This window comes from Propionivibrio pelophilus DSM 12018, from assembly GCF_059569095.1.
On the sequence record NZ_JCANUT010000025.1, the window covers coordinates 23,767 to 49,742 of the forward strand.

Below are 25,976 nucleotides of genomic sequence, written 5' to 3' on the forward strand. Positions count from 1 at the left end.
CCGGGGCTGTTGGCTATAACAATTCGGCGAGAAGTCTGTCGACTTTTTTCTTGTTGGCTACATCAAGCTCGCCAAGCGGATGGCGCGGCAGGCCGACGTCAAGCCCTTGGGCCGTCAGCGTGTATTTGCAGATTTCCTGCCAGTGCGGCACGCCGTTTTCCTTGTCATAGAAGAAATAGTCGATGTAAGGCTGCATCTTCGCCTGTTGCGCGCGCGCTTTATCAACATTTTTCTCGGTAATGCAGATGTCCATCAGCGTGCGGCAGGCCTTTGGCAAGACGGCCGGGAATCCGCTGAGCCAGCCATTCGCGCCGGCCAGCATGCCTTCCATAGCGGCATAGTCATGGCCGTAGAAGATGTCGAGATCGTCTCCGCAGTGGAAGCGCAACTCATGCACGCGGTTGGCATCGCCATGCGCAGCCTTGATGGCTTGGATCACGCCTTCGTCCTTCAGGGCCTTGACTTCGAGCGGGGTTAGCTCATAACCCGCGAACCACGGGTTGTTGTAGACCATGATGGGAATTTCCAGATTCGCGCGCAACTCACGGAAGTGGTTCAAGACGGCCTTTTTGTGAGGGTTCAGGTAGAACGGCAGAATGACCATCACACCGGCTGCGCCGTGTTCCTGGGCAAAGCGGCTCATCTCGATGGTAGCCTTGGTTGCATAAAAGCCCGTGCCGCAGTAAATCGGCACTTCACCGTCGATGAACTTGAGAACGTGGGCGATGATCTCCTTTTGCTCGTCCGGGTTCATGGCAATGTTTTCGCCAGTGCTACCGCAAATAGACAGGTTTTGAGCTCCCTGCTCAATCAACCAGCGCAGATATTTCTCCATTTTCGGCTTGCTGTAGCTCTGATCTTCGTTCCAGATCGTCATGCAGGCAGGCATCAGGCCGGAAGCATGTTTCATCGTTTCGTCTCCTTGGTTCATCTCTTCGTCTCATTGAATTTTCTGGGAGCCACCTCAGGTAGGCCATTCCTCTTGATCACTGGGCGCAAAGAGCCAACGACTTCATGGCCCATCAATCATTAAGGACAAACCAACAACAGGCGGAACCACCAGACCGTCTATGTAACATGATCATATGTAACATGATCAGATGCAACATGTTGGTAAATATAACACGGCAACCCGGAATGTCAACGTGCAACATGTTGGATGTCATCTATGCGGGTAGAAATCAGTGGGGTCGGTGAAATTGCTTCATTGGCCCACTCAAGTTGCCGGCAAGCGGGAGCAGAAAAAAATGAGAAAAGCGATGTGTTACCTAGCCGTATCAGTACCATGAAGATGGTGACTGCCTCCCTCCGAGGCGATGAGACACCAGCCGCTGTTTATCTCAGCGAATCGATGGCTACCGTTTGCACCGAATCCGGCACACACCTTTCAAAGGCGCGACTATGCGTCGCGACCGCATCTTTCTCAGGAGCTATACAGCCTCATCGAAGACATGCCTCCATCAACAGTAAGGACGGAGCCTACTGTGGATCGAGAGCGAGGGTCAGCCAAATAGAGCACTGCCCTTGCGACTTCATCAGCAGTCAACATGAATCCAGTCGGTTGCCGGTCGTTATAGACTTGCCGTTGTGCTTCTGGATTGCGCGACTTTCCGATCAATTCTCTGATTAGTGGCATATCAACTGTTCCGGGAGCAACACAGTTCACGCGGACACCTTCGTGCACAAGGTCGGCGGCCATGGCTCGCGACATCGCCTCAATGGCCCCTTTTGTTGCGGAATAGACCACACGCCGACGTAACCCAGTAGTCGCAGTGCAGGACGAAATATTAATAATTGCCGCATGTTCAGCAAGGCGCAAGTAAGGCAAAGCCGCTCGAGTTGCTCTCACATAACCAAGCACGTTTACGTCAATAACATTCTTCCAATCAGAAAGAGGGCCTTCTTCAACAGTAGCTGGATAACTGACTCCCGCGTTGTTCACCAGTATGTCAATGCGACCGTGTCCTTCTCCGATTGCTCGTATCGCTCTTTCTACTTGATCGTCAAACCTAACATCACACTCGTAGGATCCAACGCTGTCGGGGGCTCCACGCAAGCAACAATCGAGAATGGAGACTTTTGCTCCTTCTGCATCGAAACACTCAGCGATCGAGCGACCTATTCCGGAGGCTCCGCCTGTGACAACAACAACTCTTTCATGAAAAGGACTTTTTGACATGTCTGTTGCCCAATTCCGCGCTGATGACGCTCTTATCTTAACGGTATGCTACAAGGCCCTCAAACTGAGTCAGCCTGCGTATACGCTTTTCCGCTCAAGAAACTCTTTAGCCTCTCCCGAGTAGGCATTCCGCTTTGCGCCCCTTTTTGCAGAACAGAGAGAGCTCCCGCGCTACAGGCAAAAAATGCGAGTTCTGACAGATCTTTCCCCCAAAACGCGGCCAACGCCCCATTAAAGGTATCGCCGGCACCGGTAGTATCAACAGCCTCAACGGAAAATGCAGGCTGATGAACCAGATTTCCTTCAGCATCGGCAAACCATGCGCCTTCCGCGCCGTGTGTCATAAGAATTCGACGCGGATTTCTAATGAGAATTTCTTTCCAAGAGGCTAATGGTTGCCCGAAAACCAAGCCCAATTCATGCTCATTTGGCGTAAGCAATGTGATCTTCTCGAGCAGTGATCGGGGAAGATGACTCGCTGGTGCGGGATTTAGCAAAAATGGCTTACCGAATTCCGCGGCAATTTCCGCAGCAGCTTCCACTGTCGGTAATGGAATTTCAAGCTGACAAAGAACCACATCAGCCGTACGAAATGCTTCGCGCGTGGATTCAAGATGCGTTGGGGAAAGCATGTGATTCGCCCCCGGGATTACAACAATCGAATTTTCCGATTGATTTAGCGTGATCGTTGCAACGCCCGATGAAACACCTCGAGCGATCTGAATATACCGAGTATCAATACCCTCTTTCTGCAATATCGTGACAAGTTCAGTGCCAAATGGGTCGTCACCAACACAGCCGATCATCGTGACATTAGCCCCAAGACGTGCAGCTGCCACCGCCTGATTGGCACCCTTTCCTCCAGGGAAAGTACAAAACGAGCTACCGAGTACAGTTTCTCCAGGTGAAGGGAAACGCTCCGCATTGGACACCAAGTCCATATTGATACTTCCAACGACTAATACGTTCATTGTCGCTAACCTCGATTTCGGTTTAGGTTTTCTCCTATTCACGCTCACTTTCTCAGCGCCGGAGACGTTATGGGTGAACTAAACAAAATTCGTGTCCGATTTAAGCCCCGAACATCAAGTTGGGCAGCCACAGCACAAAAAAAGGCACATAAGTCAAAATGAAGAGGACTGTGACGAGAACCACGACATATGGAATAACTGCATTGGCGATTTTTTCAAAGGGAACTCGTGAAACAGCTGCCAAGACATACAGCACCATTCCAACCGGTGGTGTAAGCAAGCCGATCATCAAATTCAAAATCATGATGATTCCGAAATGAACTGGATCGACGCCAAAGCCGACAACCACTGGCAATAGAACCGGGGTCAGTATAGTTATTGCAGCGATCGTCTCCATGAAGCTTCCGGCGATCAGCAACAAGACGTTGATGACAAACAACGCGACATATTTGTTGGGGAATGACACAAGAAACAGTTCCGACAGTTTTTGTGGCATTTGTTCGCTCGCCAAAATCCACCCAAAGATTGCCGAGCTTGCAACAATGAACATGACTGAAATGGTGGTGTTCGCTGTCTCTCTTACGAATCCGATGAGCGCTTTTGGCGTTATCGATCTGTAAGCAAAACCCAGGAAGATCGAGTAGATGACTGTGATAAATGCTGCCTCGGTAGGAGTGAATACACCTGCGAGGATTCCGCCGATAATAATGACCGGCGTAACAAGGGGGAAAAATGCATACTTAAACGCTTGCCACAATTCATTTGTGGTGGGTTTGGGGTCCTTCGGGTACCCGCGCTTTTTAGCCTGGAGGTACACTAGTGCGCTGATAGCCGCGCCCATTATCACCCCAGGGATAAAGCCACCCGCGAAGAGTCGGCCAATCGAGACGCTGGCAACAACACCGAATAACACAGCCGGAACACTTGGCGGAATGATCGGTCCGATAGTCGATGATGCCCCTGTAACAGCCAAGCTAAAATCGTCATCGAACCCTCGGTCTTTCATTGCTTTAAGCTCAACAGCTCCAAGACCTGCCGCATCTGCGATGGCTGTGCCCGACATCCCCGCAAAAATAATGCTCGCTAGTATGTTGGCGTGACCTAACCCGCCGGTGATATGACCTACGCACTTGTTCGCGAAAAAAAACAAGCGCTCGGTAATGCCGGCCGTATTCATAATCGCGCCCGCCAGGATGAATCCGGGAACGGCAAGTAGCGGAAAAGAATCCGGGCCAGCTGCCATGCGCTGCACGGCAATGATGACCGGCATGTCATTGGCTACGAGATAAACGACCGAGCTTACGAAAAGAGAAAACGAGACAGGTGTTTTTAACACCATGAGCAGGATAAAGGTACCAAGCAAGATGCTCATTCGATCACTACCTCTCCATTTCTATGCTCAGTCCCCCTGACGACATGGACCGTGTCGATCACCAAGCGGACAACCAGAATTGCAACCCCGATGGGAATACATGCAAAAACAAGCCCCATAGATATCCCCATCGCTGACGAGCTGATCTGGCCTTGATTGGCGACGAATTTCAGTGAGTCTGGGATGATGTAGCTAAATGCGGCGATACAAATGCTGTTTGTTATTACTTGCGTTATTACCTTTGATTTTTTGGGGAAAAGCCTGACAACAGCTTCCATCTCGATGTGATAGTGGTGCTTCACCCCATAACCTGCGCCAATGAACGTTATCCACACGAAAAGATATCGGGCAGCTTCTTCACTCCAAGTAAGGGGCAAGTCCAACACAAATCGGCAAAAAACTTGAAGGGAGAGAATCAACGTCATAACGCAAAGCAGAAAAATGACGATGATTTCTTCAATTCGATCAATAACTCGCTTCATAGCCCCTCAAATTTTTTGCCGCGAAAGAAAAAATCCGCATTAATTGCTGACGACTGATGAGATAGCGCAGAGAGGCTATTTCACATTCTGGATTTTTTCATAGAGACCACTTCCCCATTGAGGCTCAAACTGCTCAATGACTACCTTGGCAGCCTCCTTAAATGCTCCATGATCAGGCTCAACTACCTCCATCCCCTTTCCTTTCAAAAACTCAATCTGATTCTTTTCGCTGGCAATGATCTCGTTATTCACGTTCACGATCATCTTGTTCAGAGAATCCGTCAGGATTTTCCGGAGATCAGCCGGCAGCGCCTTATATTTTTTCTCGGAGATCGCCATCGGTGCAGCCTGCGTAATCGCCCCCGAGAGGATCAAATACTTCTGAACTTCATAGAATTTCTGGCTAATGATGGTGGGAATTGGATTTTCCTGCCCATCAACGACTCCTTGTTGCAAGCTGAGATAGAGCTCAGAGAATGCCATCGGAACAGGACTCGCACCAAACGCCTTTGCAATCGCGACGTTCATCGGGGAGTCAATGACGCGGAACTTGAGCCCCTTCATATCCGCCGGGCTACGAACTGCCTTCTTGGCCGTAGTAATGTGCTTCTTGCCATAATAAAATGCATTGAGCACTCGGATGTTGGAACTCGTCGCGAGCGCATTCCACATCTCCTGTCCGACAGGGGACGCAACGGTTTTTAGGAGATGGTCAACATCCCGAAACACATACGGACCATCAAAAATGAAGATTGGCTTGTGACGCTTCGCAAGTTCCCCTGGGCCAATGATTGCCATATCGATGGTATCCATGCTGACGGCATCGCATGTATCTTTCTCGCTACCAAGTTGTCCTGACGGATAGTCTTTGATGACCAACCGACCTTGCGATAGTGTTTTTACCTCTTCGGCAAACTTCTTTATTGCTGGCGTATAAGGATGGTCGGCGTTGTATAAGTGGGCAAGCTTTAATGTAACAGCACTTGCCGCATTCACGGAAAACGCCGGAATCAAGCCTGCGAACAGGGATAAGACTACTGCCGATTTACGTAAAGAAATTCGTTGCATGGTTTTCCCCTTTTATAAATGACCCACCAAGATTCACAGCGTTAGGAATTGGAAGCCTCAATTTCTGGCACTTCCGGAATTTTCTTCTTCCTGAACCACATCGTGCTGCCGATCAATACAGCCCCCAGCGAAATAATTCCTAAAAATATAGGCCGCTGGAAGAACATTGTTATGTCGTTATCGTAGGTAAGGAGCCCTCTGCGGAGATTGGTCTCAATCATCGGCGCGAGGATTAATGCAAGCATTAACGGCGGGACAGGAAAGCCATAACGACGCATGAAATAGCCGACCACCCCCATTGCGATCATGACGTAAACATCGAAGAGACTATTGCTGATCGCAAATGTCCCAACGATACAGAACATGATGATGCAGGGATAAATAACTTCCATTGGCTGATTGACAAGGCGAATTATCGGTTTTGATAAAACAAGTCCCAACAGAAGCATTGCTACGCTTGCTACGGGAACAGCGGCGAACATGGACCACACCAAGTCGGGACTTTTTTGCATAAGCATTGGTCCAGGATCCAAGCCATGAATCATCAGAAAGCCAATTAACATGGCTGTTTGGCCATCGCCAGGGATCCCAAAAGTAGTCATCGGGATTAGAGCCCCTCCGACGTCTGCATTATTTGCCGCTTCTGATGCAGCAATCCCTTTGAGCTCTCCCTTGCCGAATTTATCGCCCTTTCCGGCCAAGCGAGTTGCAGTGTCATAACTGGCCCAGGACGCGATATCTGCGCCTGCTCCGGGCAAGGCGCCGACAACTGTGCCAATGCAGGATGAACGAATCATGGTGGGAAGCAAACGGAGCCACTCGCGTAATGAAACTCTGGATTTTGAGCTGAGCGTTTGAACCTGCGCCGTAAGTCTTGTGGTTCCGATAACATCAAATGTCTCGGCAAGGCCGTATAGCCCTATCAGAACTGCGATGTAAGAGAAGCCGCCAGAAAGGTGGGTTGTTTCTAACGTGAAGCGCGAATAACCCGAAATCGCGTCAATTCCGACCACGGAGAGCATAAATCCAAGCAACGCGGAAATGATTCCATTGAGCAGGAATTCTCCCGACACGGAAATTATTATGGCAAGCCCCAAAATCCCCAAGGCAAAATATTCGGGTGCTCCGAATTTCAATCCTATTGAGGCAATCATCGGCGCCATCGTCACAAGCACGATCCCGCTAAAAATTGTTCCAAAGGCCGATGCCCCTAGGGAGACAACCAATGCTTTCTGTCCTTCTCCTTGCTTGCATAAATAGAACCCATCGATGCAGGTAGCTGCGGACGCCGGTGTTCCGGGAATGTTCAGACTGACTGCTGCTATTGATCCACCAGCGATGCCACCAATGTAAATTCCCATCAGCATACAAATCGCGGGAATAGCCTCGAAGCCAAACGTTAGAGGCGCGAGAATAGCCATTGCCATTGTCGAAGTGAGTCCGGGCACTGACCCGACCACTAATCCTCCTAGCGTACCCAGAACAATCGCCAAGAAGTTCCAACCGTGGAATACTGCGACAAGCCCGTCAAAGATATTGTGCATATTTGACCGCCAATTAAATCGTATCTAAAGGCACTTTGAGAAGAATGAAGAACACGAGATACAAACCTGACGTTGTTAGTAGCGACAATATGATCGGCCGCCACAACCCAGAGAAGCCAAAAAGCAGCCCTAGCGCTGTTAGGAGTAGAAGTGTGGCCGGGACGAACCCGACCCAAGGCATTCCGAACAAATAAGCAAGTAACGCTGTGAGCAGAAGAACATGAACTCTCCCGAAGGACTGGGAGGAAGAGCGTCTAGTATTTTTTTGTTTGAAGTCCGTTACAACAAACCATGCTCCAAGAATCAAAACTGAAGCCGATATTAGTAACGGGAATAGGGATGGGCCCGGCTCACCATATCCTTCAGGGAAATTGACTGCACTATCAACCCCCATTGCCAGCGCCGCCAGCATGACAATTACAACAAATACACATCTCCCGCTGAGTCGCTGCATTTCACCCTCTCTTTTTCTATAAGAGGGAAGCGAAAAGTGACCGCTTCCCCCTTTATTCCTTCACAAGGCCGGGAATGCAACTACTACTTTTTAGACGCTTTGATTTCCGTTGCGAGAGCTTCGTAGAAAGGTGTCTCGCGTGCAACGAAGTCGGTAATATCTTTCGTATTCATATAACGAATGGTTAAACCTCGTCCATTCATAAAGTCCACAAATGATTTCTCCTGCATTCCCTTGGCAAAGGCATCATGCAGGGCACTCACCGCTGTATCAGGCGTTGCCGTTGGCGCACCTATTGCCCGCCATGTGCCTATGCTCAAATCAATGCCCTTTTCCTTAAGCGTAGGCACATCCGGGAATTTGGCTACCCGCTTGTCGGACATTACGGCGAGGATTCTAAGTTTCCCCGCTTCGACCTGAGAGGCCACTTCTGGAGGGCTAGCGACGAATGCTTCGATATGCCCGCCGAGCACCGCCTGAACCGTCGGTGCAGCACCGTCATAGGGAATTTGACGAAGCTCTATCCCCGCTTTCTTGGCAAATGCAGAAGCCGAAATATGCCAAATATTTCCGAAGCCAGAATTGCCTACACTGATTTTCCCAGGAGCTTTCTTGGCTGCTGCGATGAATTCATCAAGCGAGCCCAATTTTGATTCTGCAGAGACAACCAAGCATGCAGGATCTTCGTTGACAAGGATGATAGGCCTGAAGTCTTTTCCAGAGAACGGAGCCTTCTGGAAGATCGGAAGGGTGAAAATTTCTACTGTATAGGAATTGATATTCAGGCCGTTTGCCGGCTTAGACATCGCCTGCGAAAACCCGATAGTGCCTCCTGCGCCAGGTAGGTTGACAACCACAATGGTTTTTCCGAGGTGCTGTTTTGTCGCCTCGGCTAACGCGCGAAATGTGCTGTCTGTTCCACCTCCTGCCGCCACTGGAATAATGAAATTCACGTTTCCATCTGGAAGGGCAGCCGGCTGAGCGGTGGCGCTGGTGCTGACTGCGAGGGACAGCCCCATCGAGACCATCATTGCTGCAATAGCTGCTCTTTTTCCACTTTTATTCATCACATCCTCCTTGATCGAGTTCAACACGGAATCGCAGAAAACCTGCGATGCCATTTATACAATTGGCATTTATCGACACTATTCAGGCGCCTCTACAAGATCAGGGTAGACCTGATAGAGATAGCGTTGCAGAACCGCTCGATCCGCATCGGACATCGGCTTGGTCGGTAGTCTGGGCAGACCAAAATCTTCGCCCATCAAACGCAACGCTTCCTTAAACACCGCAAGCCAGTGCGGTGATGCGTTGTCGCCAACACGCTCGTACATGAAGTAGTAGGCAATCGGTTGCATCCGCGCCCAGATCTTTTGGGCTTTGATGAGATCTTTCTCAACCGTCGCCGCATTGAACAACTCAACGGCCAAGTCGGGAACAATATTCGGCAGCCCGGAAAGCCACCCGTCACCACCGACGCAGAACGCCTCCAACGGGGAATAGTCATGGCCGTAAAGGGCAGTCACCTGGTCACCGCAGAGATACTTGAGGTAATTGACCCGCATCGGATCGCCGTGCGCGGCCTTGATGGAATTGACGACCCCTTCATCAGCAAGTTGCTTGACAAGTGCCGGTGGCAACTCGAAGCCAGCAAACCAGGGATTGTTGTAGACCATGATGGGCTGTTTGATAGCCTTCGATACCGCCCGAAGATGATCGACCGCATCGGGGATCGTGGGCTTGTAATAGTAGGGCAGAAGCACCATCAGGCCGTCGCATCCTGCATCCATGGCACCTTGTGCGAGTTTGACGGCCAACTTGGTCGAATAATGGATGATGCCGGCGTAAACCGGAACCCGTCCGTTGGCTTGCTCGACTGTCGCCTTGATAACCTGAAGCCTCTCATCGTCGCTCATCGCAGCCCCCTCGCCGGTACTTCCGCAGGGGGAAAGGCCGTGGACGCCCTTCTTTATCAGCCATTCTGCATAGGCCTTCGTGCCCGCAATATCTACGCTTCCATCGTCTTGAAACACAGATAGCATTGCAGGGATGATGCCGCGAGGTTGCTTCATTTCACGATCTCCTTGGTGGTTAGAAGTTTAACATGATGCCCGTCGGATGCAACATGTTGGTAACTGTATCAGAAAAATATCGACAGTCAACATCCAACATGTTAGATTATGCAAAAATATCGTCTTATTGAGACAACACTAGTCACAGAAAGAATGAACTTGTGGTCCCGAAAACAGGTTTAGTACAGGATGGCCTTCTTTTGCCCCAACGCCTGGTGACACCATTTCCGGCAAGGGAGAGTTTTATGTCTGAACAGAAACAGGCTTCGAGCAAAATCACAATTGGCACATTGACCGACGAATGCTATAAACGCATCAAGCACGACATCCTCGTCGGGAACCTTGCCTGGGGCGAAAAACTAAACGTCATCAGTATCGCCGAACACTATGGAATAAGTCGCTCACCGGTTATCAAGGCGATCGACCGTTTGGCTATGGAGCAACTCGTTCGAATCATTCCGAACATCGGGAGCTTCGTGTTAATCCCGACAAAGGAAGATGTGAAAGAAGTTTTCGAGATTCGCATGATGCTTGAGACAACAATGTGTCGCCTCGCGTACCAGAAGCATAGGGATCGCCTTCTCGCGGCAATGCGCGAGACAGAAGAAATGCTCGACCGAAAAGAAAATATAAATTCAAAAAGTCAGTTTGAGTCTTTCCTGGAGTACGACAGATCTTTTCACTTGCTCTTTCCAAATTTCGCGGGCAACGAAAGGCTAAGCAACTATTACGACTCAATTCGAAACCAGGTAGAACTATTCAGAACACATACCTATTTCAAGTCCTACGTTGATCTTGCGCTCGATAGGCACGCAAATATTCTGGACCTACTCACGAACGACAAGTTGAACGATGGAATATCGTTGCTTGAGAAGCACATTGCAGAAGTTGAAGCTGAAATCCTTGAGTCAATCGAAAAAACCGGCGTCCCGACAGAATATAAATAAGGATTTAGCTCCACCTATCAGGCACAAGTGGCACCACGACTACAAGCCTCGAGGAACTCGAAATTCAAGCTGGCGCCGACGGTTCGACGCTCGCTTATGTGGAAGCAAGAACCTTCGGGTGACTGCTTCAGACCACCTCCTCTCTCGCAAAAACCAGCGGACAAGATCTTGCGACTCCACAAATAGCCACAGCTTTCTGAGTAGAGAGGTACAGTTCCTCTCGGCGAACCACAAAGGCCCGCCACGAGCCCGGTGTATGATCGATCGCCCGACCACCGCCTCTGCAAAACGGAGAACCCGATGTCCGATTTCTGCGATCACGACGCCCCCACGCCTGCCACGCTCGGCATCCCGCGCGCGAAACCATTTGACGCAATAGCGTTTGAAAAGGCCATCCTCGACCTCCTCGCCGCCTGCGGCATCGCGCCGGACAGCGCGCACATGGGCAAGACGGCTCAGCGCGTGCGTGAACTCTGGCAAAAGCGCCTGCTCGGGGGCTACGACATGGATCCGGCCGTCGCGCTGGGAGACGGCTTCGACGATCATCGCCGCGACATGGTGGTGGTGCGCGGCATCGCGATTCACGGTGTCTGCCCGCACCATCTCGTTCCCTTCCGCGGCGTCGCGCACGTCGCCTACCTGCCCGGCGGGCGGTTGCACGGCTTCGGGCGCATCGCCCGGCTGGTCGACACCATCGGCCATCGCTTCACCTACCAGGAATGGATGACCCGCGACATCGCCGAAGCACTGATGACGCACGGCAAGGCGCGCGGTGCGGCCTGCGTGATCGAGGCCGAACAGCTCTGCCTGTTGCTCGGCGAGGACCGCCGCGGCGACGAGCGCGTCGTCACGCAAGCATTCACCGGCGAATTCGAAACCTCCGAGCCGTTCCGCAACGAATTCCTGCGCGCCATCGGTAGCGGCCGACGGAGCGACTGAACTTCCCGGATCAGCTCATCAGCGCCAGAACGAACGGGGTCGTCACCGAGGCCAGCAGCGTCGACAACACCAGTGCGCTGGCCGTCGGCCCTTCCAGTGCCTTGAACTGGCGCGACATCAGATAGACGTTGGCACCGGTGGCCATGGACGAGAGCAGGACCACCACCTGCGTTTCCATTTTCGGCAATCCGAGCATCCAGGCCAGCCCCCAGACAATCAGCGGCAGGACGATCAACTTGATCGCACAAACGGCGAAGCTGACCCGCAGACCATCGCGAATACCATACTCGGCGAGCCCCATGCCGAGGGCAACCAGCGCCATCGTTGAACCGGACTGCCCGATCATGTTGATCGGCGAACTGATCGCTTCCGGCATGTTCCACCCGGACAGGCTGACCAGCGTACCGCCAAGAATGCCAACGACGATGGGATTGGTCAGAACGCCCTTCGCTGTCCGCGCAAACCCTTTGGCCGAGAAGCTGCCGTGCCGCGCCCACTCCACCGAGACGGTCACCAGCGTCCACAGGATCAGCGCGTTGAATACCAGCACGAGCGCCACGGACGGTACGGCCGCCTCGCCGAGCGAAACCTTGGCCAGCGGCAGGCCGAGCATGACGTTGTTGGAAAACACGCCACCCAGGGCAAAAACGGACTGCGAGACACCATCGAGTTTGAACACTTTCCACGACACCAGCCGCCCGATCAGAAAGACGATCAGGCACCCCCCGAAAAACGCGATCAGCAGGCGCGAATCAACCGGCGGCAGCTCACGCGATTTGCTCATCAGGCGGAACAGCATCGCCGGCAAAGCCAGGGTAAACACGAACCGTGTCAGCCCATCGGAAACTGACGTCGGCCAACCGGAGAGGCGCATTGCCAGGTAGCCGATCAGCACCAGCGAAAACAGAGGAAGGGCAAGCGAGAGTTGCTTCAGGAATACGTCCATCGGGATTCTTCGATAGTTTTTCAGAAGGGGAATAGCGGCGACGTCCGCGAACGGATGGCCTATAATCGCGCGTCGCAAAACCCGGCGCCGCCACCCGGCATTATTCCATGACCGCGCAGCCCTTTCGTTCCGTTTCGGGAAAAGATTTCACCCTGATTCACATCGATCGTTCCCTGATCGTCGTGGACAAGCCCACTCGCCTGCTCTCGGTACCGGGACGCGGCCCGGACAAGCAGGATTGCCTGATCACCCGCGTGCAGGTCGAATTTCCCGACGCCCTGATCGTCCATCGATTGGACTACGACACCTCCGGGCTCCTCGTTCTGGCCCGCGGCAAGGCGATGCACCGAGAACTGAGCATCCTTTTCCAGGAGCGTCGCGTGGAAAAGCGCTACGTCGCCGTAGTCGACGGGAAGCCCGAAAAGGAGTCCGGCGAAGTCGATCTGCCGTTGATCGTCGATTGGCCGAATCGTCCGCTACACAAGGTCGACTTCGAGATCGGCAAACCGTCGCTGACCCGTTTCCGGGTCACCGCGTACGACAGCGAACGGCACACCTCGCGGGTCGCTCTCGTTCCCGAAACGGGCCGCACCCACCAGTTGCGGGTACACATGCAGGCACTCGGCCACCCGATCCTCGGCGACCCCCTGTATGCCGACGAAAAAGCCAGGGAGAAGTCAGACAGGCTGCTGCTGCACGCCGAATACCTTTCTTTCGTGCATCCGGTAACAAAAAAAGCTCTGTGCTTTTCCTGCGACGCACCGTTCTGAATCTACACGGAGTCAATGTAAGCTGGTTTTTCTCCGGACGCGCTCGTTTTCTTCAACAAAAGACTTATGAAATAGCGCGTCAACAACGAGGGGGCAGTATTAACCGACGTCGCCATCTGGAGATCGATAGCGATAGACGGTTTCAACGGCTTGATTAGCAGCTGGCCCACAAAAGTATTCGCTATATACGGGGTGACGATACCCACACCGATGCCCGCCGCAACCAGTGCACAAACCGTGATTGATGACGTGGTTTGTACCGAAAAATAGTCGGGCATCCCATGTTTCAGAAGTTGTTCTTTGATTTTCATGCAAAGCTCATCGGTCTCACTGATCGAAAGAATCCTCTCCCCTTTGAGCATCGAAAGCTCAATCGTATCCGCGTCTTTCAATGGATGATTGAGTGGCAAGACGCAGACTGCCGGAGTCGTCTTGATCACCACGGGTTGAAAATCGCTGTGGTTGAATTCGCCGGTCGCGAGCGCCAGATCAATCAGATCCTGATTCAGGAAACCCTCCAGTTGATGGGTACTCATCGTCTGGATGCTGATATGCGTGTTGGGGTACTTTTTCAAGAACCCCCCGACAACCTCGGGTAACAACCCGATGCCCAAGGTCGGCGTGCAGCCAAGCCGCAACGTTTGCGTACCAGATTCACGCATGACCGCAACAATCGATTCAATCTTTTGCAGACCTGCAAAGTGCTGCTGGATGGCTTTGTACAAGAAGTTGCCCTCGCTGGTCGGCCTCAAACGCCCTTGGTGCAAATCAAACAGCGTGAGTTCTGTCGCACTCTGAAGTTCAGCAATACGACGGCTGATTGAGGGCTGCGTCGTGTTCAGCATGGCCGCGGCGCGGGTAGTCGTACCCGTTTGCATGACCGCCTTGAACGCTTCGATCTGCTGGAAATTAAGGTTTCTGGCCATATTGACTCTCCTTTGTGCCCGCTACTCAGGTATATCAATTTTGAATTGATATACAAAATAATAGCATTTGCCCGTATAGGAACTCGACACTAGAGTTGGCGCGTAAACATTCGAGCCACCTTTCAAAGCGATCCCGTAACAACCGGGTGGCTGAAGCCCGTAACGAACCACGTCCCGATGAAGCAGGAGTCCAGATGAGCACATCACCCATCGTCAAATCACCATGCCCGTGTCGCCGCCTTGGATCCGGAGCCGGGCATCATTTTTTTGGTTACTACAACAAAACAGTCTGGGACCGTAGCGGTCGCTACTTGCTCGCCAACCAGGTGGCGATGATGGATGCCAACCTGACTCCGGATCTTCCGGCGGAAGTGGGGTTCTTCGATCTCGAAAACGGCGACCGCTTCCATTGCCTCGACCGGACCACAGCCTGGAACTGGCAGATGGGTTGTCAACTGCAGTGGCTGGATGGCTCGCCACAGCGAGAAGTGATCTACAACTGCCGGACCGAGGACGAAAATTCCGTTTACCCGGGGTTCGGATCAACCGTATACAACATCGATACCGGCGTGAAAAGGGAACTGCCACTCCCGGTTTATGTGGTCTCGCCTGACAGCCGCTTCGCACTGTGCGTTGACTACAGTCGCTTGTACATCACCCACGAAACGATTGGCTATGCCGAAGACAATCCTCCGAGCCAAATGCCGAACGCGCCCGCCAACGATGGCATTCATTACATGGACATCGCCACAGGCCAGTCGCGGTTAATTACCAGCTATGCAGATCTGCGCAACTTCAAGCCGGTCAAATCCATGAACAAGGCCATCCACTGGGTCAGCCACATCGAGATCAACCCGACTTCTTCGCGCTTCCTGATGCTGCATCGCTGGACCGAGCGGGTCAAGGATGAAACCTGTTTCCTGCACCGCCTGATTACGGTCAATCCAGACGGAACCGACATGCGCCTGCTGGAGGATTCGGATCATCCCCTGCCCCAGTTAGAAGAGAATTTCGATCCGAATGCTGTTGGAACCTACGACTACGAAAAGTCTGAGTATCAGATATCCCACCCCATGTGGTGCGCCAAGGATCGCATCATTGTCTGGGGCCCCCACGCTGGAAGCATCCACTATCACCTATACACCGACGCTGACAACGGCGAGGTCGAAATAATCGGGAAGAACATATTGAATGAGAATGGACACATGTCCTTTTCGCCAACCAACCGTCGCTGGCTCCTGAGCGACACTTATCCGGATTCGGAAACGCACGAGCGTATCCTGTTCCTGTATGACACAGAAGCCAACCGACGTTATGACATTGGCAGTTTCTACGCAGATCCAGGCTTGAAAAAGGAGAACCGTTGCGATTTGCATCCACGCTGGAGCCGCGACGGGAAACAGATATGCATCGACTCGGTTCATGAATCGGAGCGCCAGATGTACCTCATCGACGTTTCAGGAATTACGGGTAATTGACTATCGCTTGGCTCGCCATCGCTAAACAGATGGCACGTGGCGTTGTTATTTGACGTGGAACTGCAGTTTCAACTTTCAGAGAGGCAAATATGAAAAAGTTTTCGAAAAACGCGACCATGATCGCAACGGCAGCGTTTCTGCTTGCGGGCGCAGTTGTTTCCGTGCATGCGCAGGCTGATTTTCCGACCAAACCCGTTGTGGCAACCGTGCCGTTCTCTCCAGGCGGGGGGAATGACATTTTGTTGCGACTGATCTCGAAACACGCCTCTTCGTTCCTTGGACAGACTCTGGTAGTGGAAAACAAGCCCGGAGCCGGCGGACAGATCGGCTGGACGGCCTTGGCAAAATCCCGCCCGGATGGCTACAGCATCGGCGCGACCAGCCTGCCCTCGATGGTGATCATCAAGGCCATGCGGCCCGAAACGCCTTTCGCCCTTGATGATTTCAAATACATCTGCAACATCCAGATCGACCCCATCGTCTGGCTCGTCAAGTCCGACAGTCGCTTCAAGACGGCGAACGATTTCGTCACACAGGCGTCCGACCCCCAGAAGAAAATCAATGTTGCCGGCGACGGCCCGCAGAGCAACGTCCAGCTTCAGCACCTGGCCGCGGCCAAGGTGTTGGGGCTATCCACCAACTACGTTTCCTTCAACGGTTCCGGACCGGCGATCACCGCGCTGCTCGGTGGCCAGGTCGAGATCGCTGCGGCGACGCTCAGCGCGGCCATGTCCAATATTGAAGCGGGAAAGATCAAGGCGCTGGTCGTTTTCAACGATGAGCCGTTGAGCGCAATCCCGGACGTTCCTACCGCATCGAAACTCTTCGGAAAGCCGATACCCTCGGTCGGCATGGCAATCCGCGGACTGGCAGCGCCCAAAGGAGTTTCCGACGACAAAATTGCGAAACTTGAGAGCGCCTTCCGGAAAGTCACCGAGTCCAAAGAGTTCCAGGCTGAAGCAAAGGGAATGGGCATCGTCGTCAAATTCATGGATTCCGCCCAGACGGAAGCACTCGTCAAGGAGTCGATCAAGGAAGTCGAGGCGCTCAAGGATCTGCTGAAATAATAAGTAGCGTATTCAGCGGTGGCCAATTCCGTCGCGGGAACGGCCACCGCTTTTTCAGGAAATGAATGTATGGCAAAGACATCCCGAACAAAAGAATGCGGTTTTGCGGCCGCCATGGTCCTGCTTTCCGCGGCATTCCTCATCCGCGCATTCATGTACCCGGCAGCATCCTCCCAGTTTCCGCGCTTTCTCATGCTGCTTCAGTTGATTTTCTCGGCAGTTCTCCTTGTCCTGTCGTTGCGTGTTCCGCAAGCGGCTGGTTCGGGAAGTTTCCGGCTCGCAGCCCTGTACCCCCCCATCAAGGTTTTCGTCGCTTCAGCGGCTTACGTGCTGGCCATCGGCTATCTCGGGTACTTCGCCGCGACGGCCCTGTTCCTTTGCGGCTCGATGTATTGGTATGGAAAACACGGTCCTCTCGTGCTGATCGGCGTTTCCGGCGGATTCATCCTGACGGTTTATGCCTTGTTCGTACTCTTCATCGGAGTGCGCCTGCCCGAAGGCCTGCTGATCTAGCTCACCCTCATTGCGAAAAGAAAAGACGACGATATGGAATCGATACTGAACGGGATCGCGCTGGGAGCGGTGCAGATGCTGGATCCCATCGCGCTTCTCCTGATAATTCTGGGAACCATCTTCGGGATCGTTATCGGCTCGTTACCCGGTCTCACCAGTACCATGGGCGTGGCGCTCCTCGTCCCGGTCACCTTCGGCATGACTCCCGTACAGGGGCTCTCGCTGCTTGGGGCGGTCTATTGCTCCTCGACCTACGCCGGCGCAATCAGCGCGATACTGATCAATATTCCCGGCACGCCGTCCAACTGCAGCACCTTGCTCGACGGTTTCCCGATGACCAAAAAAGGCCAGGCCGGGCTTGCCATCGCGCTCGCGACGGCGGCATCGGCCATCGGCGGTTTCGTCAGCAACTTCGCGCTGCTTTTCATGGCCCCGCCGCTGGCAGAACTGGCGCTGCAATTCGGATCCCAGGAGTATTTCCTGCTGGCGCTCTTTGGCGTCTCCGTCATCGCCTCGCTTTCCGAGCACAACCTGCTCAAGGGATTTATCTCGGGCGTATTCGGCTTGTTCCTCGCGGTCGTGGGCATGCACCCGATGACCGGCGATATCCGCTTCGCCATGGGCATTCCCGAACTTTTCAACGGCATTCCCCTGGTGGTTGCGCTCATCGGACTCTATTCCTTGCCGGAGGTTGTCGAGAACATTTCAGGTACGGTGCATCAGGAGGCCGCCGTTCATGAAGTCAAAGGCATATTCGGACGAATGATGGAGGTCTTCAAGTACAAGATGCTGATGCTGCGGGCCACCCTCATCGGTCTCATCGTCGGCGTCGTTCCCGGGGCAGGGTCAAGCATCGCCGGATTCATTGCCTACGACGACGCCAAGAGAAATTCGAAAACTCCGGAAACGTTCGGAACGGGCAATCCCGAAGGTCTCGTTGCTTCGGAAACTGCCAACAACGCGGTGGTGGGAGGATCTCTGATTCCCGCGCTGACACTGGGCATTCCAGGCAATGCGGTGTCCGCGGTCATGCTCGGCGGGCTGATGATCCACGGACTGAAACCGGGACCCGGGCTGTTCACCGACAATGCCGGCATCACCTACGGCTTCATCATCAGCATGTTCCTCGCGAATCTGGTGTTTGTGCCCGCCGGCCTTGCCGTGGCCCGCTACGGGGTCAGCTTCATCAAGACCCCCGCCACGATCCTCGGCCCGCTCATCATTGCGCTTGGCGTCATCGGCGCATATGCACTCAATATGTCGCTGCTTGATGTATGGATCATGCTGGTCATCGGCCTGCTTGGTTACGTAATGAAACAGTTCGACGTCCCCAGGGAACCCTTGGTGCTTGGACTCGTTCTTGGCACCATGGCGGAGGGGGAACTCGCCAGATCACTGGCGCTCGTACAGGACAACGTCCCCGCATTGATCGGCAGCATGTTCACGCGGCCATTGTCGTTGATCATCATCGGGCTTACCGCCATTTCGGTCTTCCAGGGACTACGCTCCCAGTTCCGGAAGAAAAAGATCGATATCTGAAAAGGGTAATACTTCGATTGGCATATGGGGGATGTCACTATGGACAGCCCCCAGCCACACTACCCCACATGCGGGTCGGTAACGGGGGTTGGAGTAGTTGAGATCACAAACGGAAGTACCCTCCTGCCTTGATCACGCGAGCTTAGCGGAATCGTTCCCGCTCGCCCTGCTCGGTAGCACCTTCTATCCGGTTCTTGTTCATCGGCTCGCAGTTTCGCTCCACACTTCCTCCCCACACTCGGTCCCCCTCATGCAGTTGCGCCTCGTTCGCTGAGATCAACTCACGGTGGGACTTGCACTGACAACCGTGAGCCCGTGCCAGGCGGGCACAAAAAACCCTCGAAGCCAGAAGCTACGAGGGTTTAATGGATACTGCCGAACTGCTTTGGATTGGTATTTGGTGTGCTGACGGGTTCAAACCAAGGCTTAAACCCCTTGCAAACACTAAAACACAGTGAATTCAATAACAGAGATACCGTCAAAAATACCGTCATCCGTTGCGCGCTGCACTACAGAATGACGTGACGCATCGCCAAAGACGCGCATTCTATCGCAGACAGTCACGATCGTCACCTGTTAGTCGTGATTCGTGTTTCCCACCTTCCTTTCTGGCGATACGCCTCAAGATCGACAACAGCCAACTCCGGTACCTTCTTGTAATCCACGCCCCCCTGTTTCCAGAAGCGCGTGACCGAGACGCCGAAGCCAGCTTCACTCGGATGGCTGACGAGATTGAGTAAAGCCGTCTTGGCCGTATCCAACTGCTCCGCTAATCGATCCACGTCAGATTTCAGCTTCACATAGGTCTCGGCAGCCGTCTTCCATGCCGGATCAGATCGCTGTACCTTATCCCGCTCCGTCAGCGCCGGCGGCGTATCTGTTTCGATACAGCGCATGAAATCCTCCCACGCCGTATGAATCTCCCGCCAGCGTTCCGGTTGCGGTGTAACGTCGAGCAAGATGCCCTCGCTACCGTCGAAAACATACATATGAGCGAGTGCGGCCCCCGACACCATCAGCTGATGCTCGATCTGCCAGCCATAATGCTCCGGCACGTTGCCCTGCTCCACCGCCTGCCACAGCGTCGAGTCGCACCCCTTCGCCGGGCATTTGATCTCCACGATCAGCTGCCCATCGAAGGTCAGCCCGTCGAGGCTGGCCGAGTAACTGCCGTCGACCAGCACCAGCGGCTGCATGACGTTGCCGGTGAGTGCTTCATATGCGCTGCGTGCCTGCGGCTCCAGCGCCGATCCCCGGGCCATCGCCGCATTCACATCCGGCGTTTTACGCCCAGTGCGCAGTTCCCATAGCTGGTACGGCGTCTGCCAGGGCGAGACGCCCATCACCGCCGCCGTTTCGCTGGCATTGCGGTACTGCGCACGGTGCGCATGCCATTCCGGGGTGCCTTGCACCAGTTTCACGATCGTCGCGCTCATTACGCCGCCCTCCGCTTGGATTCCAGTGCCTTGATCACGCGGTTCACTTCGGCCTTGGGAATCGTGTCCAGCGACTCAAATCCGAAATACGCCAGCAGTTGATCGGTATCGGTGTGCGTTTCAGAAATCAGCTTCATGACGAAGCGCAACTGCGCGTCGGTCAGCCATTCGCTGCGCGGCGGATCGAACGGATCAGGAACACGACCGGGTAAGGCGGTGACCTTGGACGGCGTCGAGCGCCTGCCTCTCGGTGGATTTGCCGGTTCTTCTACTGGCGCAGACTCCTCGCCCTCCGGGAGGTCGGGCAAATCCTCTCCGGCGTAGATCGACAAGCCCAGTCCGTGCAGGGCAATGGCCTTGACCAGACAGCGCTGGATGCTGGTATTGATATCGAACGGTGTCGGTGCCAGGATCGGGCGGTTCTTGTTGTCCAGTACCGGATGGACCTGACTCAGGGTCACGCCCTGCACCGTCACGGCTACCTCGACGAAGAAACCCAGTTCGCTCGAAAGATAGGGAAGTCCGTCGAAGCGTCGCACTTCCCAGTACGCGCCCGGATCGGCCAGGCGCAGCTGGGCCACGGCAAACGGCCAGGACAGATAAGAAAACTGCCCCTTCTTCTCGACGAATTTCGCTACATCGATCTGGAACATGGATCGGAAGGTGTTATTTTGCTCAGACATGATGAACTCCTTGAAAGATGCTGCTGAAAACGACAAAGCCCGAGACGGCAGAACCGTTCGGGCTTTGTCAGGGGAAGCCGGCTCAATGGCGCCAGCGAGGGAGATGCGACGTTGTCAGTTTCTCGACCACACAATGTCGCCAAACAGTCTTGTGGTTATTGATTTCTCTCCCTTGCCAAAAAAGGAGGCAGGGGAAATTAGCGGTTGTCGCACCAAGGACTTGGCGTCTCAGCACACCGGCTGTCCACAGACTTATCCCCAACATCAGGGGAGAATCAGGCCGCCAGGGGCATAGCATCCTCGGGCGCGATCAGGCCGGCCTGTTCGAGCAGATAATCCGCCGCCTTCTGGGCCTGCGCTGCCGCCACGAAGACGGCCCGCTTATCGCGCTGCAGGACTTCCAGCCACGACGCGATGTAACTGGCATGTTGCAGTCGGCCGTCGAGTCGACAGTGCGCGGCAAGGAAAGCCGCACCCATCTCGGCAACCAGTTCTTCCATGGCATAGGCGGCCTCGCCGAAACGCCGGCCAAGCTTCCTGCCCAGACGAGTGGGATTTCCGGTCCAGTGGCACAGCTCATGCAGCGCGGTCCCGTAATAGGCGGCAGCATCGGCAAAGTGCTCGCGAGACGGCAGATAGATCAGGTCATTGGGCGGCGAATAGAAGGCCCGGAAGCCCTGATGACGGATTTCCGCGCCGGACAGGGTCATGATGCGCTCCGGCAACTCTTCGCTATTCCAGGTGCCATCGGTGGAGAAAACGCGGTATTCGTCGGGCAGAGCCTCGACCTGATCGAGGTTAAAGACGGTAAAGACCTTGAGCAGCGGGATATACCGCCTTTCCGGCTCCTGCCCGTCGATCAGCGGCTCCGCTTCGGCCTTCTCGACCAGACGTGACTCGTAATAGATGATCAGCGCGCCATGTTCGCCCTTGCGGACATGAGCGCCCAACCGGTGAGCCTGACGAAACGTCAGCCACTGGTTGGTGCTGTAACCGTGCCCAAAGGATTCCATGCCGAGCAAGACCTGGTTGATGCCCCGGTACGGGCGTTGCGATAAGGCATTACGCGGTACGGGATCGGCGTCGCCCGACCACGGACGCACCCAGGGAACGGTGCCATCTTCCAGTTCGGCGATGAGTTTGTCGGTAACGGTCTGATAAATGTCGTTCATGAGGGTTCTCCAGAAAATGAAAGGCCCCGGCCGGAAGTCACTCGGACCGGGGCAATAAACAAGGGAATCAAGGGCAAGAACACCCGCGTTCTAGCGCAGCAGGCGCAGGCTGTAGCGCAGGATCAGGCGCAGGCCTTGCCGCCCGGCTTCCCCGGTGGCCGCGGAAAGAAACAGCCAACGAAGTGAATCCCGGTTACGCGTCAGACGTCGAGACGGAGCCGTCCGGGATAGTAGGTGTCGCCATCGACATAGCCAATCAGGCGCTTGAGGCCCGAGGTGGCCAGGCTGGTGAGCAGGCCGGCCACCGTCGCCGCCATCACCCCGCTGAATGTCCCCCAGTGGATCAGCAGGGTAATCAGCGAGACGGCTACATCCAGCGCCAAGTCGTGCTTCAGCACCCGCAGCATCGTCCGGCGTGGCAGCTTGGCCAGTATCAGCGCGATACCAAGAAAGATCGTAAATCCTGTCGAGAGCATGAGCGTCTTCCTTCACGACTTTGGGGAGGCGGATTCCTCCCACGCTGAACGGATGTCAGCGGCAGCGACAGTGAGGATCTGGGGGACATCCTTGGCGTGGGCGGCGATCTCGCGCACTACACGGAAGACGGACAACGCCGCGGCTTTTACGGGACGATCGTCCGCCGACGAACAGGAAGGCAGTGAAACCGGATGGGTCTTGATGGACATGAAAATTCTCCTTGCGATGGTTGGAAAAAACCGGCGTCGCGACGTGATTCACGGGCGCCGAGCAAGATCAGGACGTTCCCCGATCTCGCTCAAGAGAAAGGAATGCGCTGGCCGAAGGCCAGGGCTATCTCCCAACTCGCATGGAGTAAAGGTTGCGCCATCGGAGGTTCTGCGATGGCGCGACTGCCAGTGTGAAAATGAAAGGGGAAACAAACCAACCCAGGCGGGAACCTGGGACTCCGACCGGAAAACAGCGATCAAATCCGAACCGGGGGGTGGCTTCTGGAGACGGGGGGAGGGGATGGCGAGCGGGTAATGGCAGTTGGTATTGCCGTATTGCTTGCTCCTCGCGCGCCCTAGACAATCGTTGGGTTTTACTCGTGTGTGTTCAACTGATTTTCAAAATTCATGACGTTAGCGATTGGAATCGAGATTGTCAGCATCCCCCCTGCGACGAGTTCCCACCCCCCGGAATTCTGGTGGACGAGGCGCGCAAGCGAGTTCTCATTGTCGAAACCGGACGAAACCATGAAGCTATAGTGTTTGAATTTAAGCGGGACAAGAATCCCAAGCAGTTCAATTTCATTGCCTCCGAGACTCTTGCCCAAGAACTCATCCCCCCAGTAGAGCCGCAAGCTGGAAAAAGGTCCGACAGATTTTTCTGCCAAGCGATAACGGCCGTTGCCGAGTTTGACAAGTTCGACGGGCTCGTCAACTTTGCAAGCGAGCTTTTCGATAGCCAATTTCCCTGATTCGTCCCAGTAAGGGCCGATACCATCCTGATCAGCCGGGAAGCTCAAAGAATAAACTTGGGCATTCTCGAGATTCTTGTAAAAGTCACTCTCCATCATGGTCTCTGTATTGCGCTAGAGGAGATCACATTCATCAAAATCTTCGAATTGCGGGACTTTCCTCACGCGGTGACGCGTTAAGCGCAACGCATTGAAGAAGTCAATGAAAAAGTCCTGAGGAATTTCTGCGAAGCAACGCGTCAACGCTTCAGCTGCTTCGCAGGCATCAGCTGGTAAATCGGCATTTTCTGGCCCCCTGAGTTGGTCGATGTCCCAAGAAGGATTGGTTCCCTCTGAACGACAGACTATCGATGCCGTACCAATACGCCGTCCACTTTGTCGATCCCGTACGGAGTAAGCACGCGTGCCTCCGTATTGGCAATCGTTGTCGTAGGCATCAATGCAATGTCGCATGATCCGGGCTTCAATCTGCAATGCGGAACGACTTGTTAACGCCTGAAAGCGAAATGCCCCCCATTCGAGTGATCGGACAAACGGGGGCCATTCATCGCGCTGGTATTCGTTCGGATTGAATTCAAGTTGCCACTCTTCATATAACCGGTGGATTGCTGACCAGCCTGCCTTGAGTTGCCCTGATTCCAAACGTTTATACGAATCCGAATCAAAATACCACCGGGCGACAGGAATGATTTCGTCCCAGATAAATGCTTCCATATCGTGCCCGCAATACACCGCCGCCATGCAGGCTTTCCATGCGGCTCGGAAGAACAGCGGTGGCATATGCCCGAATCCGTTACCGGGAAACCGCCAGTGATGCATGGATTCAGCTAGAGCAGGAGGCGGCGGCACGTCCATTTCGCATTGTTGCAGAATACGCAGCCAGATCACGGCATAGATGGCGTTGTTGCTGGTGACGAACGGTTGAATCCACAGGATGCGCAAGGGCTGGAACAAATCGTCGCCGTAGTCGAGGTACAGACGCCAGCCTCTGGCATTGATTCCTCGGCGAGCAAGCTCCGTTTTTATTTCGCCAAGGTCGTACCCGTTTTTGGTGGGCCACAAACCTAACCAGCAGGGGAGTTCATCGTGGCGAACGAAAACGGGCATGGCTAAAACGGAATGTCGCCTGGATCAAAAGGGGTAGATTTGACACCGAGTTTGTTGCGCTGCTGGTGTGGTGACTCGCCGTATTCTTCGCTGGTGGTTTCCGGCATTGATTTCGTTGCGCCCGACTGACTACCGCCAAGCATCTTCATGTCATTCGCTTCGATCTCGGTCGTATAGCGCTCTTTGCCTTCCTTGTCCTGCCATTTACGCGTACGGATTCGCCCTTCAATGTATACGCTCGATCCTTTGCGCAAGTACTCTTGGGAAATCTCGGCTAGTCGGCGGTAGAGGACGACACGATGCCATTCGGTCGTTTCACGCATTTCCCCCGAGGACTTGTCTTTCCATTTTTCGGTTGTAGCCAGTCGGAGATTGCAGATGGCGTCGCCCGAAGGGGCGTAGCGGACCTCGGGGTCCGCACCGAGGTTGCCGATGAGTATGATTTTGTTGATTGAGGCCATTGCTAACGAACCGTATAAATGAGACTTCGCGTCGATTTATATTTACCATTTAATTGGCAAATTTAAGAGCTGGTGAGGTTCGGATTGACCTGCTCCCCGCCAGCCGTACCAATCTAAAGTAGAGAAGTCCGTCAAACCATGGAGAATGACGGACATGAAGAAGAGCAGATTCACGGAAGAACAAATCATTGGTTTCCTCAAACAGGCGGAAGCCGGGATGCCAATCAAGGAACTGTGCCGCACTGGCGGGTTCAGTGATGCCACCTTCTACAAGTGGCGGGCCAAGTATGGCGGCATGGAAGCAACCGATGCCAAGCGGCTCAAGGAATTGGAAAGTGAGAACGCCAAGCTCAAGAAGCTTCTCGCGGAGGCGCATCTGGATATTCACGCGTTGAAAGAGGTTTTCGGGGTA

At 54.0% G+C, this 25,976-nt stretch carries 28 protein-coding genes; 8 read left to right on the forward strand and 20 right to left on the reverse strand.

The window, feature by feature from the left end:
• Window positions 1–13 precede the first annotated feature (13 nt).
• The 10 genes from BO74_RS11575 to BO74_RS11620 form a co-directional block, all read right to left on the reverse strand.
• Window positions 14–910, reverse strand: a complete 897-nt coding sequence (locus tag BO74_RS11575; protein ID WP_496442502.1) for a dihydrodipicolinate synthase family protein — start codon at window positions 908–910, stop codon at window positions 14–16.
• Window positions 911–1,423: 513 nt separating this feature from the next.
• On the reverse strand, window positions 1,424–2,179 hold the full coding sequence (locus BO74_RS11580; protein WP_496442504.1) for an SDR family NAD(P)-dependent oxidoreductase: 756 nt from the start codon (window positions 2,177–2,179) through the stop codon (window positions 1,424–1,426).
• Between the two features lie 59 nt (window positions 2,180–2,238).
• On the reverse strand, window positions 2,239–3,150 hold the full coding sequence (gene rbsK / locus BO74_RS11585; protein WP_496442506.1) for a ribokinase: 912 nt from the start codon (window positions 3,148–3,150) through the stop codon (window positions 2,239–2,241).
• A 100-nt stretch (window positions 3,151–3,250) separates the two neighbouring features.
• Window positions 3,251–4,522 carry a TRAP transporter large permease gene (locus BO74_RS11590; protein WP_496442508.1) on the reverse strand — a complete coding sequence of 424 codons (1,272 nt, stop codon included), beginning with the start codon at window positions 4,520–4,522 and terminating at the stop codon, window positions 3,251–3,253.
• Window positions 4,519–5,004, reverse strand: coding sequence for a TRAP transporter small permease (locus BO74_RS11595; RefSeq protein WP_496442510.1), 486 nt, complete (start codon window positions 5,002–5,004; stop codon window positions 4,519–4,521). The genes BO74_RS11590 and BO74_RS11595 overlap by 4 nt, the downstream gene beginning before the upstream one ends.
• 75 nt (window positions 5,005–5,079) lie before the next feature.
• Window positions 5,080–6,072 carry a sialic acid TRAP transporter substrate-binding protein SiaP gene (locus BO74_RS11600; protein WP_496442512.1) on the reverse strand — a complete coding sequence of 331 codons (993 nt, stop codon included), beginning with the start codon at window positions 6,070–6,072 and terminating at the stop codon, window positions 5,080–5,082.
• Window positions 6,073–6,113: 41 nt separating this feature from the next.
• Window positions 6,114–7,616, reverse strand: coding sequence for a tripartite tricarboxylate transporter permease (locus BO74_RS11605; RefSeq protein ID WP_496442514.1), 1,503 nt, complete (start codon window positions 7,614–7,616; stop codon window positions 6,114–6,116).
• Between the two features lie 13 nt (window positions 7,617–7,629).
• Window positions 7,630–8,070 (reverse strand): tripartite tricarboxylate transporter TctB family protein, encoded by a 441-nt coding sequence (locus BO74_RS11610; RefSeq protein WP_496442516.1) that lies wholly within the window; start codon window positions 8,068–8,070, stop codon window positions 7,630–7,632.
• Window positions 8,071–8,153: 83 nt separating this feature from the next.
• Window positions 8,154–9,137, reverse strand: coding sequence for a tripartite tricarboxylate transporter substrate binding protein (locus BO74_RS11615; protein ID WP_496442518.1), 984 nt, complete (start codon window positions 9,135–9,137; stop codon window positions 8,154–8,156).
• 78 nt (window positions 9,138–9,215) lie between these two features.
• Window positions 9,216–10,142 (reverse strand): dihydrodipicolinate synthase family protein, encoded by a 927-nt coding sequence (locus tag BO74_RS11620; protein WP_496442519.1) that lies wholly within the window; start codon window positions 10,140–10,142, stop codon window positions 9,216–9,218.
• A 245-nt stretch (window positions 10,143–10,387) separates the two neighbouring features.
• On the opposite strand from BO74_RS11620, the gene BO74_RS11625 reads away from it, so the two are divergent.
• Window positions 10,388–11,089: a GntR family transcriptional regulator gene (locus tag BO74_RS11625; protein WP_496442521.1), complete on the forward strand. Its 702-nt coding sequence runs from the start codon at window positions 10,388–10,390 to the stop codon at window positions 11,087–11,089.
• A 300-nt stretch (window positions 11,090–11,389) separates the two neighbouring features.
• Window positions 11,390–12,028, forward strand: a complete 639-nt coding sequence (folE, locus tag BO74_RS11630) for a GTP cyclohydrolase I FolE (protein ID WP_496442523.1) — start codon at window positions 11,390–11,392, stop codon at window positions 12,026–12,028.
• A 10-nt stretch (window positions 12,029–12,038) separates the two neighbouring features.
• Here the strand turns inward: folE and BO74_RS11635 are convergent, their stop codons facing one another.
• Complete coding sequence (locus BO74_RS11635; RefSeq protein WP_496442525.1) at window positions 12,039–12,974, reverse strand: AEC family transporter; 936 nt, start codon at window positions 12,972–12,974, stop codon at window positions 12,039–12,041.
• A 107-nt stretch (window positions 12,975–13,081) separates the two neighbouring features.
• Here BO74_RS11635 and BO74_RS11640 point away from each other — a divergent pair, with 107 nt between their 5' ends.
• A complete protein-coding gene (locus BO74_RS11640; protein WP_496442527.1) occupies window positions 13,082–13,744 on the forward strand; it encodes a pseudouridine synthase in 663 nt (220 codons plus the stop codon).
• Between the two features lie 2 nt (window positions 13,745–13,746).
• Here the strand turns inward: BO74_RS11640 and BO74_RS11645 are convergent, their stop codons facing one another.
• Entirely contained in the window at window positions 13,747–14,670 is a 924-nt protein-coding gene (locus BO74_RS11645; protein ID WP_496442529.1) for a LysR family transcriptional regulator, read from the reverse strand.
• 194 nt (window positions 14,671–14,864) lie between these two features.
• On the opposite strand from BO74_RS11645, the gene BO74_RS11650 reads away from it, so the two are divergent.
• From BO74_RS11650 to BO74_RS11665, 4 genes are all read left to right on the forward strand, one after another.
• Entirely contained in the window at window positions 14,865–16,148 is a 1,284-nt protein-coding gene (locus BO74_RS11650; protein ID WP_496442531.1) for a hypothetical protein, read from the forward strand.
• Between the two features lie 116 nt (window positions 16,149–16,264).
• A complete protein-coding gene (locus BO74_RS11655; RefSeq protein WP_496442533.1) occupies window positions 16,265–17,215 on the forward strand; it encodes a Bug family tripartite tricarboxylate transporter substrate binding protein in 951 nt (316 codons plus the stop codon).
• Window positions 17,216–17,284: 69 nt separating this feature from the next.
• On the forward strand, window positions 17,285–17,728 hold the full coding sequence (locus BO74_RS11660) for a tripartite tricarboxylate transporter TctB family protein (protein WP_496442535.1): 444 nt from the start codon (window positions 17,285–17,287) through the stop codon (window positions 17,726–17,728).
• A gap of 33 nt (window positions 17,729–17,761) precedes the next feature.
• On the forward strand, window positions 17,762–19,267 hold the full coding sequence (locus BO74_RS11665; RefSeq protein ID WP_496442537.1) for a tripartite tricarboxylate transporter permease: 1,506 nt from the start codon (window positions 17,762–17,764) through the stop codon (window positions 19,265–19,267).
• A gap of 569 nt (window positions 19,268–19,836) precedes the next feature.
• On the opposite strand, the gene BO74_RS11670 is transcribed toward BO74_RS11665, so the two are convergent.
• The 8 genes from BO74_RS11670 to ssb form a co-directional block, all read right to left on the reverse strand.
• Window positions 19,837–20,703 (reverse strand): YqaJ viral recombinase family nuclease, encoded by an 867-nt coding sequence (locus BO74_RS11670; RefSeq protein ID WP_496442539.1) that lies wholly within the window; start codon window positions 20,701–20,703, stop codon window positions 19,837–19,839.
• Window positions 20,703–21,386: a Sak single strand annealing protein gene (locus tag BO74_RS11675; protein WP_496442541.1), complete on the reverse strand. Its 684-nt coding sequence runs from the start codon at window positions 21,384–21,386 to the stop codon at window positions 20,703–20,705. The genes BO74_RS11670 and BO74_RS11675 overlap by 1 nt, the downstream gene beginning before the upstream one ends.
• A 275-nt stretch (window positions 21,387–21,661) precedes the next feature.
• Window positions 21,662–22,558, reverse strand: a complete 897-nt coding sequence (locus tag BO74_RS11680; protein WP_496442543.1) for an ArdC family protein — start codon at window positions 22,556–22,558, stop codon at window positions 21,662–21,664.
• Window positions 22,559–22,758: 200 nt separating this feature from the next.
• Window positions 22,759–23,034: a hypothetical protein gene (locus tag BO74_RS11685; protein WP_496442544.1), complete on the reverse strand. Its 276-nt coding sequence runs from the start codon at window positions 23,032–23,034 to the stop codon at window positions 22,759–22,761.
• Window positions 23,035–23,046: 12 nt separating this feature from the next.
• Window positions 23,047–23,244 (reverse strand): hypothetical protein, encoded by a 198-nt coding sequence (locus tag BO74_RS11690; protein WP_496442545.1) that lies wholly within the window; start codon window positions 23,242–23,244, stop codon window positions 23,047–23,049.
• A 374-nt stretch (window positions 23,245–23,618) separates the two neighbouring features.
• On the reverse strand, window positions 23,619–24,095 hold the full coding sequence (locus BO74_RS11695; RefSeq protein ID WP_496442546.1) for a hypothetical protein: 477 nt from the start codon (window positions 24,093–24,095) through the stop codon (window positions 23,619–23,621).
• Between the two features lie 15 nt (window positions 24,096–24,110).
• The gene (locus BO74_RS11700) at window positions 24,111–25,103 is read right to left on the reverse strand and encodes a hypothetical protein (protein WP_496442547.1); all 993 of its coding nucleotides are present in this window, start codon (window positions 25,101–25,103) and stop codon (window positions 24,111–24,113) included.
• A gap of 2 nt (window positions 25,104–25,105) precedes the next feature.
• Window positions 25,106–25,564: a single-stranded DNA-binding protein gene (ssb, locus tag BO74_RS11705; protein WP_496442548.1), complete on the reverse strand. Its 459-nt coding sequence runs from the start codon at window positions 25,562–25,564 to the stop codon at window positions 25,106–25,108.
• 154 nt (window positions 25,565–25,718) lie between these two features.
• Here ssb and BO74_RS11710 point away from each other — a divergent pair.
• Window positions 25,719–25,976 (forward strand): transposase (locus BO74_RS11710; protein WP_496442549.1); only part of this gene is annotated, 258 nt, incomplete at its 3' end.